This window comes from Variovorax sp. PBL-H6 (genome assembly GCF_901827155.1).
GTDB lineage: Bacteria > Pseudomonadota > Gammaproteobacteria > Burkholderiales > Burkholderiaceae_C > Variovorax.
The window spans coordinates 1,766,376-1,779,999 of the sequence record NZ_LR594659.1 but is presented as its reverse complement, the minus strand read 5'-3'; the positions used below and the strand labels follow the sequence as shown (position 1 = coordinate 1,779,999).

The window sequence follows — 13,624 nt, the reverse complement described above, 5'->3', positions numbered from 1 at the left end:
GTCGGTCAGTGAAAAACGATGGGGAGCCGCGGCTCAGCGCCCGGCGAACCGCGGCGCGCGCCGCTCTGCGAAAGCCTGCATGCCTTCCTTCTGGTCGCTGCTGTCGAACAGCAGCTCGAAGGCGCGGCGCTCCAGCAGCAGGCCGGTCGAGAGCGGCGCGTCCGCGCCGGCCAGGGCGACCTCCTTGAGCAATCGCAGCGCCATCGGCGGACGCGCGGCGATGAGCGCGGCGAGCTCGAGCGCGCGCGCTTCGAGCGCCTCGTCGTCGACGACTTCGCTGACCATGCCCATGGCCAGCGCCTCGTCGGCACCCACGGCTTCGCCGGTGAGCATGAGCTTCATCGCGCGGTACTTGCCGACTGCCTTCATGAGGCGCTGGGTCGCACCGCCGCCGGGCATGATGCCGACCGTCACCTCGGGCTGGCCGAAGCGGGCGCTGCGGGCGGCCACGATCACGTCGGCATGCAGTGCGAGCTCGCAGCCGCCGCCCAGCGCAGGGCCGGCCACGGCGGCGACCAGCGGCTTGGAGAACTCGGCGATGGGCTTCCAATAACGCGGCACTGCGAGGCGCCAGACCTCGCTCGCACCGAGCGCTGCGATTTCCTTGATGTCTGCACCGGCAGCGAAGCACTGGCTGCCGCCGCACAGCAGCACGCAGCGCACGCTCTCGTCCTGGTCCAGCTCTGTGAAGGCCTCGGCCAGCGCCCGGCGCAGCGCCTGGTTCAACGCGTTGCGTGCCTCGGGGCGGTTCAGTCTCAGGCGCGCCACGCCGTCGAGCGGGCGGTCCATCAGCACGGTGGCTGCGGCCTCTGTCATGCGCTTGTCTCCTTCGGTATGAAGTGCATTGTGCGAAGGGTCAGGTCATTCGGCCACTTTCATTGCCGAATGATGAATATTCATATTTCCAATACCATCGAGTGCATGAACCTGCGTTCGCTGGACCTCAATCTGCTGCTGATCTTCGATGCCGTCTACAAGGAGCGCAGCATCTCCAAGGCGGCACACACCCTGCACCTTTCGCAGCCGACGGTGAGCAACGCGCTGGGCCGGCTGCGCGACCGGCTCGGCGATCCGCTGTTCGAGCGCAGTGGCCAGGGCATGGTGCCGACCTCGCGCGCCAAGATGCTGGCCGAGCCGATCCGCCAGGCGCTGGACGCGCTGGAGCGCGGCCTTCGCGGGGAAGGCGACTTCGACTTTGCGCAGTCGGACCGGGAGTTCGTGGTCGCGGTGGAGGACTACGGCGAAACCATCATCCTGCCGCGCTTCGTGGACTGGCTCGCCAAGGTGGCACCGCGCATCCGCATCAGGATCCGCCCCGAGCCCAGTTCACAGCTCAAGGCCGAGTTGCGCGACGGCGCCGTCGACCTGGCCCTCGACTACTTCGTGCCGCGGGAGCCGGCCTTCCGGAACAAGTGCGTGCTGACGGAGACGCTGCTGACCCTGTCGCGTCGAGACCATCCCGAAATCGGCGACAAGCTCGGCCTCGAGACCTTTCTCGGGCTGCGCCACGTCGTTCTCGCGCCGCGCACCAACGCCATGCCCATGATCGACCTGGCCCTTTCCAAGCGCGGCCTTGCGCGGAAGATCGCGGTGACCGTCCCGCACTTCCTGTCGATGCCGGTGATGGTGCAGACCTCCGACATGATCTGCACGCTGCCGCGACGCATGGCGCACCTGTACGCCGATCACTTCCGGCTCAAGTCGCACACGGTGCCGCTGCGCATGCCCAGCTTTCCCGTCTACCTCATCTGGCACGAGGCGGCCGAGCACGATGCAAGCCACCAGTGGTTCCGCAACCACCTGACGGAATTCTGCGAGCGGCTGTGAGGCTCTGCAGTCCCCAGCCTCAGAGCAGACTCGCCATCCTCGCCGCCGCCGCCTTCAGTGCACTGATCCTCTCGATCGCATCCTCCATCGTCATCCGCGCAGTGGGGGCGTGCACGGCAATGGCGGCGCGCTGCTTTCCCGTGGCATCGAACACCGGCACGGCCACGGCGACCAGCCCGGCGATGAACTCCTCGCGGTCGGTCGAATAACCCTGCCTGGCAATTGCGTTGCACTCGGCGCGCAGCGCGCCGGCATCGGTGATGGTGTTGGCCGTCATCCGCGCCAGCGTGATCTGCCCGATGACTGCGTCGCGCTCCTTCTTCTCCATCTGTGCCAGGAACAGCTTGCCGCTCGCGGTGCAATGCAGAGGCACATGCGAGCCGACGTCCAGCGTGAGGCGCAGCGGCCATTGCGCCTCGACGCGGTCGAGGTAGAGCACCTGCGCGCCATCCAGCGTCGTGAAATTGCAGGTCTCGCCCACTTGCCGCACCAGGTCCGAAAGCACCTCGTGCCGCAGCCCGCGCACGACGCCGTGGTTGAGCGTGTCGAAGGCCAGCTGCCGCAGTGCAGGCCCGACGCTGAACATGCGCTCGTCGACATCGCGCGCCAGGAAACCCGTCGCCAGCAGCTGCGTGCAGATGCGATGCGCGGTGCCCTTGGGCAGCGACAGCTGTGCCGCCAGGTCGGCCAGCGACAACGCGCGGCCTTCGTTGGCCAGCAGCGCCAGCAGACGCAGATTGCGCTCGGCCGATGAGCCCGTCGACGGCTCTTCGACGTGGGGCGCGGGCGCAGCCACGCGCGCCGCGGAGCGCTTCTTCGGAACGACAGCAGGTGCAGCAACAACGCTGCGCGCAGAACGCGTCATGCGGGTAAACCTCTAAAGTGGAACATTGCGTTCCGAAAATTCATAGCCTAGCATCGGCAGCCTGAGCGATTGTTCCACTGCCCGGAAGCCCTGCATGCCCGTTGTGCCCGTTGAAGAAGAGTTCGACTACATCGTCGTGGGTGCCGGTTCGGCCGGCTGCGTGCTGGCCGGGCGGCTCAGCGAAGACCCGGCCACCCGCGTGCTGCTGCTGGAGGCGGGGCCGGCCGACAACTCGCTCTGGATCCACCTCCCCATCGGCTACGGCAAGACGATGTGGAGTCCCACCTACAACTGGCGCTTCGAGACCGACCCCGACCCGAACATGAACGGCCGGCGCATCTACTGGCCGCGCGGCAAGACGCTGGGCGGCTCCAGCGCGATCAACGGCCTGATCTACATCCGGGGCCAGCGCGAGGACTACGACCACTGGGCCGCCCTGGGCAATGCGGGCTGGGGCTATGACGACGTGCTGCCCTACTTCATCAAGTCGGAAGGCAACCAGCGCGGGGCGGATGCCTTCCATGGCGCGGACGGCCCGCTCAAGGTCTCGGACATCGGCGCGAAGCACGAGCTGATCGAGGCCTTCATCGAAGGCGCTCAGCAAATCGGCCCGCTCGCCGTGAAGCGGACCGACGACTTCAACGGCGCCGACCAGGCAGGCGCCGGCTACTACCAGCTCACGACTTACCAGGGCTGGCGCTGCAGCACCGCCAAGGCCTATCTCGGTCCGGCGAAAGGCCGCAGCAACCTGCGCATCGCCACCGAGGCCCTGGCCACCGGCCTGGTGTTCGAGGGCCGCCGCGCGGTCGGCGTGCGCTACACGCAAGGCGGTGCGGCGAAGACCGCGCGGTGCCGCGCCGAGGTGCTGCTGTCCGCCGGCGCCATCCAGTCTCCGCAGCTGCTGCAGCTCTCGGGCATCGGCCCGCGCGCGCTGCTCGAGCAGCGCGGCGTCTCGCCGGTGCACGAGCTGCCGGGCGTGGGCGAGAACCTGCAGGACCATCTGCAGATCCGCCTCGGCTACGAGTGCACCAAGCCCATCACCACCAACGACCAGCTCAACTCCTGGATGGGCCAGGCCAGGATGGGCCTGGAATGGCTGATGCACCGCACCGGGCCGCTGGCCGTAGGCATCAACCAGGGCGGCTGCTTCATGCGCGCGCTGGGCGATGCAAACGGGCAGCCGGTGGCCGATACGCCCGACATCCAGTTCCACGTCGCCACGCTGTCGGCCGACATGGCGGGCGGCAAGGTGCATCCGTGGTCGGGCTTCACGATGTCGGTCTGCCAGCTGCGGCCCGAGTCGCGCGGCCACATCCGCATCCGCTCGCGCGACCCGGCCGAGCCGCCGGAGATGCAGCCCAACTATCTCGCCACCGAGCGCGATCGCGCGACCGCGGTGGCCGGCGTGAGGGCGGCGCGCGCCATCGCCGCCTCGCCGGCCATGCGGCCCTACGTCAAGCGCGAGGTCAAGCCGGGGCCGGACGCCACGAGCGATGCCGACCTGCTCGAGTTCTGCCGCGACAACGGCGCCACCATCTTCCATCCGAGCGGCACCTGCCGCATGGGCGCCGACCGGATGGCCGTGGTCGATGCGCGCCTGCGCGTGCACGGCGTGGGCGGCCTGCGGGTGGTCGACTGCTCGGTCATGCCCACGCTCGTCTCGGGCAACACCAACGCGCCCGCCGTGATGATGGCCGAGAAGGCCGTCGACCTGATCCGCGAGGACGCCACCGCCCTCGCCCGCTGAGTTCCCCTCCCAGCCCTCGAAGAAGGGCTCCACAACGACACTTCACTGGAGACAACACATGAGTGCAACCGACGAGAAGGCGATTCGACGCGTAGTGCTATCGGCGCTGGTGGGCGCCAGCATCGAGTGGTACGACTTCTTCCTCTACGGCGTGGTGGCCGGCATCGTGTTCAACAAGCTCTACTTCCCGGGCAGCGATCCGGTGGTGTCGACGCTGCTGGCCTACACCACTTTCGCCGTGGGCTTCGTGACCCGGCCGCTGGGCGGCGTGATCTTCGGGCATTTCGGCGACAAGATCGGCCGCAAGAGCATGCTGATCCTCACGCTGATGATCATGGGCATCGCCACTTTCCTCATCGGACTGGTGCCCACCTATGCGCAGATCGGCATCGCCGCGCCCATCCTGCTGCTCCTGCTGCGCGTGGCGCAGGGCATCGGGCTCGGCGGTGAATGGGGCGGCGCGGTCCTGATGGCCTACGAGTACGCGCCCAAGGAGAAGCGCGGCTTCTACGCCTCGCTGCCGCAGATCGGACTGGCGATCGGGCTGTGCCTGGCCTCGGGCGTGGTGGCGCTGCTGTCCTTCCTGCTGACCGACGAACAGTTCCTGGCGTGGGGCTGGCGCGTCGCCTTCCTGATCTCGGGCGTGATGGTGGCGGTGGGCCTGTACATCCGTCTGCATGTGCAGGAGACGCCGGAGTTCGCTGCGGTGAAGGCGCGCAATGCCGAGCTGCGCATCCCCTTCATGGACATGATCAGGCGCTATCCGGGCAACGTGCTCAAGGGCATGGGCGCGCGTTACATCGACGGCGTGTTCTTCAACGTCTTCGGCGTGTTCTCGATCAACTACCTGACCAGCACGCTCAAGATCAGCCGCACCGAGGCGTTGCTCGGCGTGATGGCGGCGGCGGTGGTGATGATCTTCACCATTCCCTTCTTCGGGCGCATGTCCGACCGGCTGGGCAGGCCCAAGGTCTACATGTGGGGCTCGCTGATCACCGCCGTCGCTGCGTTTCCGGGGTTCTGGCTGATGACGCACAGCGGCGGCAACGTGCTGCTGATCTGGCTCGCGATCATCGTGCCCTTCGGCATTCTTTATGCCTCGGTGTACGGGCCCGAGGCGGCGCTCTTCTGCGATCTCTTCGATGCGAAGGTGCGGTACACGGGGATCTCCTTCGTCTACCAGTTCTCCGGGATTTTTGCTTCGGGCATCACGCCGATCATTGCGACGGCGCTGCTGAAGTCGGGTGGGGGGGAGCCTTGGCAGATCTGCATGTATGTGCTGTTTGCGGGGGTGGTGTCGGCTGGGTGTGCGTGGCTGATCGGGAGGTCGGCGCCGGCGGGTGAGGCGCGTGTTCGACCGCTGCCGGCGGGTGGGGCGGGGCGCTGAGGTCTTGCTCCCTCTCCCTCTCCTCTCACGTTGGGAGAGGGTCGGAGTGAGGGCATCGTTCGTTGATTCGAAGGTTGCACTTGGGCTGAGGCCGGAGCCGGGGCATCGTCCCGGCAGCCGTGTCACTTTCTTTTGCTTCGCCAAAGGAAAGTAACCAAAGAAAAGGCGACCCCACTGGCCGCGACCCTCCGCTTCGCTACGGGCAACCTGCGGTGCTCGCTTTTCGCGGGGTCCGCGCAAACTCGCTGCGCTCAAACACGCGCGGCCCTGATCCGCGAAAAGCTCCGCTCCTCGGCGCGGCCAGAGGGGACTTGGAATTCAACGCGCCATGGCGCGTACTTGTGTGGTGTGCAGATTGAGGTGAGCTCTTAATCTTCGCTTACGCTGACTCTCGCGCACACGCACACGCACACGCACACGCACACGCACACACGCTGCACATGCACATGCACACGCTGCACATGCTCGTGCCGTGCTCGTGCTCGAAGTTGTGGCCGTGGTCGATGTGGTCGATGTGGTCGATGTGGTCGATGTGGTCGATGTGGTCGATGTGGTCGATGTGGTCGATGTGGTTGAGCACAACCGCGAGCACTTGTTCCAGGCCTTGCGCAGCGAGGCCGTTGGTGGCCGAGCGAAGCGATGGCCCGACCGGTTCCCCATCCCCTCTGCGCGTGCCGAGGAGCGGAGCTTTTCGCGGATCAGGGCCGCGCGTGTTTGAGCGTAGCGAGTTTGCGCGGACCCCGCGAAAAGCGAGCACCGCAGGTTGCCCGTAGCGAAGCGGAGGGACGCGCGCAGTGGGGTCGCCTTTTCTTTGGTTACTTTCTTTTGGCGAAGCAAAAGAAAGTGACACGGCTGCCGGGACGACGCCCCGGCTCCAGCCTCGAACAAAGCGCACCTTACAAACAGAAGGCCGTGTGCCCTCACCCCAGCCCTCTCCCGACGGAGCAAGACGCAGAGGACAGCGAGCAAGTCCGAAGCAAGGGGCAGAATCCATCCTCGCTCCTCTCCAAAGAGAACAAGGAACCCCCCAATGACCGACCTCTCCTCCTTCCCCATCACCAGGAAGTGGCCCGCCGCCCACCCCGACCGCCTGCAGCTCTATTCCCTGCCGACGCCCAACGGCGTCAAGGTCTCGATCATGCTCGAGGAGACCGGCCTTCCCTACGAACCCCACCTGGTCAACTTCGAGACGCACGACCAGATGTCGCCCGAATTCCTCTCGATCAGCCCCAACAACAAGATCCCCGCCATCCTCGACCCCGACGGCCCCGCCGGCAAGCCGCTGCCGCTCTTCGAATCCGGCGCGATCCTGATCTACCTCGCGGACAAGACCGGCCAGCTGTTGCCAGCTGACCCGGCCGCGCGCTACGAAACCATCCAGTGGCTGATGTTCCAGATGGGCGGCATCGGCCCGATGTTCGGCCAGGTCGGCTTCTTCCACAAATTCGCCGGCAAGCACTACGACGACAAGCGCCCGCGCGACCGGTACGTGGCGGAAGCCCGGCGGCTGCTCCACGTGCTGGAGATGCGGCTCGCGGGGCGCGACTGGATCATGGGTGACGACTACACCATCGCCGACATCGCCACCTTCCCCTGGGTGCGCAACCTGGTCGGCTTCTACGAGGCGGGCGAACTGGTCGAGTTCCAGGCCTTCCCGCATGTGAAGCGCGTGCTCGAGGCCTTCGTCGCCCGGCCCGCGGTCGCGCGCGGCCTGGGCATTCCCAGCCGCGCCGCGCCCTGAACGCCCGCTACATGCGTCCCTTCCAGGGGACCAGCCGGCGTTCCAGCCAGCGCATCAGCAGGTCGAACAGGTAGGCCACCACGCCGATCACGATGATCCCCATGATCACGATGTCGGTGCGCAGGAAGTTGGACGCGTTGAGCACCATCTGCCCCAGGCCCATGTTGGCCGCCACCATCTCCGCCGCCACCAGCGTGGTCCAGCCGAAGCCGATCGCGATGCGCATGCCCACCAGGATGTCGGGCAGGGCCGAGGGCAGGATCACGTGGCGGATCACCTGCATGTAGCTGGCGCCCATCGAGTAGGCAGCGTTGATCTGCTCCTGCGAGGCGCTGCGCATGCCCGAGCGCGCGGCCAGGGCCAGCGGCGCGAAGCAGGACAGGAAGATCAGCAGCACCTTGGGCAGCTCGTCGATGCCGAACCAGATGATGATCAGCGGCAGGTACGCCAGCGGCGGCAGCGGCCGGTAGAACTCCAGCGGCGGGTCGAAGATGCCGCGCGCCACCCGGCTCATGCCCATGGCAATGCCGATGGGAATGGCGGTGATGCACGCCAGCAGGAAGGCCGAGAACACGCGGAACATGCTGGCCAGGAAGTGCTGCCACAGCGGCTTGTCGTTGGCCTGGCCGGTCGCGTACTCGTAGAACTGCTGCGCCACCGCCTGCGGCGACGGCAGGAACAGCGGCTTGACCCAGCCCATGTTGGTGATGACGAACCACAGCGCCACCAGCACGGTCACGGTGACCACGCTGATGGTGACGCTGGAGCCCGCGCCGGGCACCTTGAAGGCGCTGGTCTTGAGCTTGGTGCCGGACTTGGCCGGCGCGGCCACGACGGCCGGCTGCGCGGGGCTGTTGGCGGGTGGCGTCATGGCCACCGGCGAAGCGATGATGGCGTCAGGCATGGACGGCCTCCCGATGATGGATGATCGACAGGACCTCTTCTCGCATGCGGATGAACTCCGGTTCCGACTTCACCTTGCGCGAGTCGCCATGCGAGAGGTACTGGCGCGAGAACGGCACCTGGTCGTAGACGTGCGAGATGCGGCCCGGGCTCGGGCTCATCACGATCAGCCGGGTGGCGAGGAACAGCGCCTCCTCCACCGAGTGGGTGATGAAGAACACCATCTTGTTCGACTTCGACCAGGCCTTCAGCAGGATCTCCTGCACCTGCTCGCGCGTGAAGGCGTCGAGCGCGCCCATGGGCTCGTCCATCAGCAGCACGGCCGGGTCGCTGGCCAGCGCGCGCGCGATGCCCACGCGCTGCTGCATGCCGCCGGAGAGCTCATAAACGGCACGGCTGGCGTACTGCTGCAGGCCGACCAGGGCCAGCTTGTCCTCGGCGATCCGGTCGCGCTTGGCCTTGCCGACGCCGGCCAGTCGCAGGCCCAGTGCGACGTTGTCGCGCACGTTGAGCCAGGGCATCAGCGCGTGCTTCTGGAACACCACGCCGCGGTCCGCGCCGGGGCCGGCGACCGGCTTGCCGTCCAGCAGGATCTCGCCGGTGGAGGGCGGCAGGAAGCCGGCGATGCAATTGAGCAGCGTGGTCTTGCCGCAGCCGGAGGCGCCGAGTGCGACGACGAAGTCGCCGTCGTGCATCTGCAGGTTGACCGGGGCGAGCGCCTGCAGCGTCCCGTCCTTGACGGCGTAGTTGACCGTGAGGTCGCGGATGTCGAGCGTGGGCATCGATGCCTCTCCTGCTACTTCGCCGCCGCCATGGCCTTCTCGACATAGGCCGTCGTCACGAAGCCGCCGTAGTCGGCCTTGACCTCCTGCACCCGACCCTGCTCCTTGAGGAACAGGGCCGTGTTGGCCATCGCCTTGGCCGCGCCGCCGCCCAGCCAGGTGGGCGAGACCTGCTCGGCCAGGGTCGGGAAGCTGTAGAGCGCCATCGCCGCCCCCACGTCCTTGGGGTCGGCCTTGGTCCACTTGGCCATGGCCTTGGTCTGCGGCGAGTCGGGCGTCCAGCCCTTGCCGGACGCCTTGTACTCCTCGTTCGCGCGGTTGAGCGCCTTCACGAAGGCGACCATGAAGGGCTCGTTGGCGGCGGCCCACTTGGCGTTCACCACGATGCCCTCGAAGGTGGGCGCGCCACGCTTGCCGATGCTGCCGGACGTGGCAATGGTCTTGCCCGAGGAGCGGATCTTCGAGAGCACCGGGTCCCAGATGAAGGTGGCGTCGATGTCGCCACGCTCCCAGGCCGCGGCGATCTCGGGCGGGCGCATGTTCATCACGTTGACGGTCTTCGGGTCGACGCCGTCCATCTTCATGCCGGCCATCAACTGGTAGTGGGCGGTGGACACGAAGGGCGTCGCGACCTTCTTGCCCTTCAGGTCCTTGAGGCTCGTGATGCCGGATGCGTTGCGCGCAACCAGGGCCTCGGCGTCGGCGATGTCGGCGGAGATCCAGAACAGCTTGATGTCCTGGCCCTGGCTGGCAGCGGCGGTCAGCGGGCTGGAGCCCGTCTCGCCCATCTGCACGTCGCCCGAGGCCATGGCGCGGATCACGTCGCCGCCGCCCGAGAACATGCGCCAGTTGATCTTGTAGCCGGTGGCCTTCTCGACCTCGCCCGACTCCATCACCAGCCGCAGCGGCACCAGCATGTCCTGGTGGGCGAAAGTCAGCTCCTTGGTCTGGGCTTGGGCGGCAACGCCGCCGAGGGCCAATGCGGCGGTCAAGGCCGCGGCTGAAAGGGTGAAGCGCCGGGACATGTTCATTCGTTTCTCCTGGTGGTGAATCGAATCGGACTTTGCACCTATCGGCGCCAAGCCGGAAGTGCCAGCCGCGAAAAGGGCATGGAGCCAGGGGATGGGGACTTACCCTTGTTCTGGTGCGGCGCGCACGAGTGCGGTGCGGAAGCTCGCCATCAGTCGGCGTACTCGCCTGCGTCCTTGATGACCTTCGCCCATCGGTTCTTCTCGGCTTCGACAAACTTCCGATGACCCGCGGGGTCCAGCCTGCCATCCGTCACCACGGCAAGCCCCAACGCCTCTTCCCGCTTGATGAGTTCGGGATCCTTCAGAGCGGCGCGCAAGGCGGCATTCAACTTCGCCAGGACTGCAGCTGGCGTGCCGCGAGGCGCATAGAGACCATGCCAGACCTGCACGTTGAACTCGTCCAGGCCTGCTTCGGCGAGGGTGGGTGTGTCCTTCAGGGCAGGCAGCGCCAGGCGCTCCAGGCTGGTGATGCCGTAAACCTTCACCTTCTTGCCTTCGATCTGCGGCACGGCGTTGGTCGCCTGCTCGCACATCAGATCGACCTGGCCGCCGATGAGGTCGGTCATTGCCGGGGCAGTCCCCTTGTAGGGCACCGGCGTCATGTTGGTCTTCAGCGCGCTTTGGAGCATGAGTCCGCAGAGGTGCGAAGCCGAGCCCAGCCCCGCGTTCGCCAGGTTCACCTTGCCGCCGCTGGACGAGATCCACTGGCGCAACTCCTTGAAGTTCGAGGCCGCCAGCGTGGGCTTCCCGATCACGACCGATGGCGCCTCGTTGATCAGGCCCAGCGTCTCGAAGTCCTCGGGCACCTTGTAAGCCAGCTTGCGGTAGAGCGCCGGGGCGGTCGCCATGCCGATATGGTGCACGAGCAAGGTGTAGCCATCAGGCGCGGCTCGCGCCACTTTGGCTGAACCGATGGTGCCGCCGGCACCTACGGCATTCTCGATGACGACGGTTTGCCCCAGCGGCTTGCGCAGCGCCTCGGCCAGGTCGCGGGCGATCTTGTCGCTGGGTCCGCCGGCGGCAAAGGGAACGACCAGGGTCACGGGCTTTTCCGGGTAGTCCGCCCAGGCCAGCGCAGCAACGCCGGCCAACGCGACTGCGGCAACGACTCTCGCGATTTGGCTCATGTTCATGTCTCCTTCTTTGTTGAAATCAGCGGATCACGCCGACAGCGCCTGCATCTCGCGATACAGGTCGGCCTTGCCCTCGAAGCCGATGCCCGGCAGGTCGGGCAGCGTCACGAAGCTGTTCTCGACCTTCACCCCGTCCGGAAAGCCGCCGAAGGGCTGGAACAGGTCCGGGTACGACTCGTTGCCGCCGAGGCCGAGCCCCGCAGCGATGTTGAGCGACATCTGGTGCCCGCCATGAGGGATGCAGCGGCTCGCCGACCAGCCGTGTTCCTTGAGCATGTCGAGCGTTCGCAGGTATTCGACCAGGCCATAACTGAGCGCGCAATCGAACTGCAGCCAGTCCCGATCCGGGCGCATGCCGCCGTAACGGATGAGGTTGCGCGCATCCTGCATCGAGAACAGGTCCTCGCCCGTGGCCATCGGGTTCTTGTAGAAGTTGCGAAGCGCCGCCTGGAGCTCGAAATCCAGCGGATCGCCCGGCTCCTCGTACCAGAACAGGTCGTATTGCGAGAGCGCCTTGGCATAGGCGATCGCCGTCTCGAGATCGAAGCGGCCATTGGCATCGACGCAGAGCTTCTGGCCGTCCTGCAGCACCTCCATGATCGAGTCGATGCGCCGCAGGTCTTCGTCCAGCGAGGCGCCACCGATCTTCTTCTTGACGACCGTGTAGCCGCGGTCGATATAGCTGCGCATCTCGTCCTTGAGCTTCTCGTGGTCCTGCCCGGGGTAGTAGTAACCCCCCGCCGCGTAGACGAAGATCTTGCGGTTCGGCTTCCCGTCGCCGTAGCGGTCGGCCAGCACCTGGAAGAGCGGCTTGCCTTCGATCTTCGCCACGGCGTCCCAGACGGCCATGTCGATCGTGCCGATTGCCACCGAGCGCTCGCCGTGGCCGCCCGGCTTTTCGTTGGTGAACATCGTGTTCCAGATCTTGTGCGGGTCGAGGTTGCCGCCCGTGGCATCGACAAGGGAGGCCGGTGCGGCTTCCAGGATGCGCGGGATGAAGCGCTCGCGCATCAGCGTGCCCTGGCCGTAGCGGCCGTTCGAGTTGAATCCATAGCCGACCACCGGCTTGCCGTCGCGGATCACGTCGGTGACGACGGCCACGAGGCTCAGGGTCATCTTGCTAAAGTCGATGTAGGCGTTGCGGATGGGCGAGCTGATCGGAATGGTTTTTTCCCGGATTTCGACGATCTTCATACTTTGTTCCAGCGGTGTGTAGAGCGTCATCTTGGCGCGCCTCGGCCGCACGGGCCAATGCTGTTTTCCTTGGCTTTGATGTTCTGAAAGCACTGGCATGAACTTTCTCTGGTTCGAAGATTTCCTGGTGCTCGCAGAAACCGGAAACTTCTCGCGCGCCGCCGAGGAGCGCCATGTCACGCAACCGGCATTCAGCAGGCGGATCCGCGCGCTCGAAGACTGGCTGGGAACGACACTGCTCGATCGCACGTCCCAACCTGCAAGGCTCACGGAGGTGGGGGAATGGTTTCGAGGCGAGGCTGAAGAACTGATGGAGCGCGTCTCGCGCATTCCAGGGGAGGCCCGGAGTGTTGCAGAGGCACATTCCACGACCTTGCGGTTGGCCGCCACGCATGCGTTGTCCTTCACCTTCCTGCCGCGCTGGCTCCGTACATTGGAGACACGCACCACACTCGGCCCGGTGCAATTGATGTCGGATGTTCTTCGGCAATGCGAAGCCCTGATGCACCAGAGCAAGGTCCAGTTCGTCCTGAGCCATACGCACCCGATGACCCAGGGCGCTCTCGAAGCCGACGGGCTCTTGTCTGCGATCGTCGGAAGCGACGTGCTGGTGCCTGTCAGCGCGGCCGATCAACGCGGAGATCCGATGTACTCCCTGGATGTCCCGGGTGCACACCCCATTCCTGTCCTTCAGTACAGCACCGACTCCGGGATCGGAAGAATCACGCGGGCAGTGGTGGGCGGCAGGCTGGCCTCGATGAAGACCCACGCTGTGTTCACGGCGCACCTGGCCTCGGTCCTGAGGACCATGGCGCTCGACGGGAGGGGGATCGCCTGGTTGCCGCGGACGCTCATCGAGGAAGACCTCGCCACCAGGCGCCTCGTCGCAGCAACGGTCGACAGCAACTGGAGTGTTCCGGCGCAGATACGCCTGTTTCGATCGCCGGGTGCCATCGGGAAGGCTGCGGAGGACTTCTGGAACGCTGCCGTGAGCGTCGCGGGAGAGTAGCCGCA

General features: G+C 66.3%; 13 protein-coding genes. 6 read left to right on the top strand and 7 right to left on the bottom strand.

Going from position 1 to position 13,624, the window contains the following annotated elements; genetic code table 11:
- Positions 1 to 33 precede the first annotated feature (33 nt).
- On the bottom strand, positions 34 to 816 hold the full coding sequence (locus tag G3W89_RS08490) for an enoyl-CoA hydratase-related protein (RefSeq protein WP_162573663.1): 783 nt from the start codon (positions 814 to 816) through the stop codon (positions 34 to 36).
- Between the two features lie 105 nt (positions 817 to 921).
- On the opposite strand from G3W89_RS08490, the gene G3W89_RS08485 reads away from it, so the two are divergent.
- Positions 922 to 1,827 (top strand): LysR family transcriptional regulator, encoded by a 906-nt coding sequence (locus G3W89_RS08485; protein ID WP_162573662.1) that lies wholly within the window; start codon positions 922 to 924, stop codon positions 1,825 to 1,827.
- Positions 1,828 to 1,846: 19 nt separating this feature from the next.
- On the opposite strand, the gene G3W89_RS08480 is transcribed toward G3W89_RS08485, so the two are convergent.
- A complete protein-coding gene (locus G3W89_RS08480; RefSeq protein ID WP_162573661.1) occupies positions 1,847 to 2,692 on the bottom strand; it encodes an IclR family transcriptional regulator in 846 nt (281 codons plus the stop codon).
- A gap of 94 nt (positions 2,693 to 2,786) precedes the next feature.
- Between G3W89_RS08480 and G3W89_RS08475 the strand changes: the two genes are divergently transcribed.
- The 4 genes from G3W89_RS08475 (at position 2,787) to G3W89_RS08460 (ending at position 7,567) form a co-directional block, all read left to right on the top strand.
- The gene (locus G3W89_RS08475; RefSeq protein ID WP_162573660.1) at positions 2,787 to 4,439 is read left to right on the top strand and encodes a GMC family oxidoreductase; all 1,653 of its coding nucleotides are present in this window, start codon (positions 2,787 to 2,789) and stop codon (positions 4,437 to 4,439) included.
- Positions 4,440 to 4,497: 58 nt separating this feature from the next.
- A complete protein-coding gene (locus tag G3W89_RS08470) occupies positions 4,498 to 5,826 on the top strand; it encodes an MFS transporter (RefSeq protein WP_162573659.1) in 1,329 nt (442 codons plus the stop codon).
- A 472-nt stretch (positions 5,827 to 6,298) separates the two neighbouring features.
- A complete protein-coding gene (locus G3W89_RS08465; protein WP_162573658.1) occupies positions 6,299 to 6,544 on the top strand; it encodes a hypothetical protein in 246 nt (81 codons plus the stop codon).
- Positions 6,545 to 6,856: 312 nt separating this feature from the next.
- The gene (locus tag G3W89_RS08460) at positions 6,857 to 7,567 is read left to right on the top strand and encodes a glutathione binding-like protein (RefSeq protein WP_162573657.1); all 711 of its coding nucleotides are present in this window, start codon (positions 6,857 to 6,859) and stop codon (positions 7,565 to 7,567) included.
- 7 nt (positions 7,568 to 7,574) lie between these two features.
- Here the strand turns inward: G3W89_RS08460 and G3W89_RS08455 are convergent, their stop codons facing one another.
- The 5 genes from G3W89_RS08455 to G3W89_RS08435 form a co-directional block, all read right to left on the bottom strand.
- Positions 7,575 to 8,471, bottom strand: coding sequence for an ABC transporter permease subunit (locus G3W89_RS08455; protein ID WP_162573656.1), 897 nt, complete (start codon positions 8,469 to 8,471; stop codon positions 7,575 to 7,577).
- Positions 8,464 to 9,252, bottom strand: a complete 789-nt coding sequence (locus G3W89_RS08450) for a taurine ABC transporter ATP-binding protein (protein WP_162573655.1) — start codon at positions 9,250 to 9,252, stop codon at positions 8,464 to 8,466. The genes G3W89_RS08455 and G3W89_RS08450 overlap by 8 nt, the downstream gene beginning before the upstream one ends.
- A gap of 14 nt (positions 9,253 to 9,266) precedes the next feature.
- Positions 9,267 to 10,283: a taurine ABC transporter substrate-binding protein gene (gene tauA / locus G3W89_RS08445; protein ID WP_162573654.1), complete on the bottom strand. Its 1,017-nt coding sequence runs from the start codon at positions 10,281 to 10,283 to the stop codon at positions 9,267 to 9,269.
- A 149-nt stretch (positions 10,284 to 10,432) separates the two neighbouring features.
- Complete coding sequence (locus G3W89_RS08440; RefSeq protein WP_162577393.1) at positions 10,433 to 11,410, bottom strand: tripartite tricarboxylate transporter substrate-binding protein; 978 nt, start codon at positions 11,408 to 11,410, stop codon at positions 10,433 to 10,435.
- Positions 11,411 to 11,443: 33 nt separating this feature from the next.
- A complete protein-coding gene (locus G3W89_RS08435; RefSeq protein ID WP_162573653.1) occupies positions 11,444 to 12,610 on the bottom strand; it encodes a mandelate racemase/muconate lactonizing enzyme family protein in 1,167 nt (388 codons plus the stop codon).
- Positions 12,611 to 12,707: 97 nt separating this feature from the next.
- Here G3W89_RS08435 and G3W89_RS08430 point away from each other — a divergent pair, with 97 nt between their 5' ends.
- Positions 12,708 to 13,619: a LysR family transcriptional regulator gene (locus tag G3W89_RS08430; RefSeq protein ID WP_162573652.1), complete on the top strand. Its 912-nt coding sequence runs from the start codon at positions 12,708 to 12,710 to the stop codon at positions 13,617 to 13,619.
- Positions 13,620 to 13,624 lie beyond the last annotated feature (5 nt).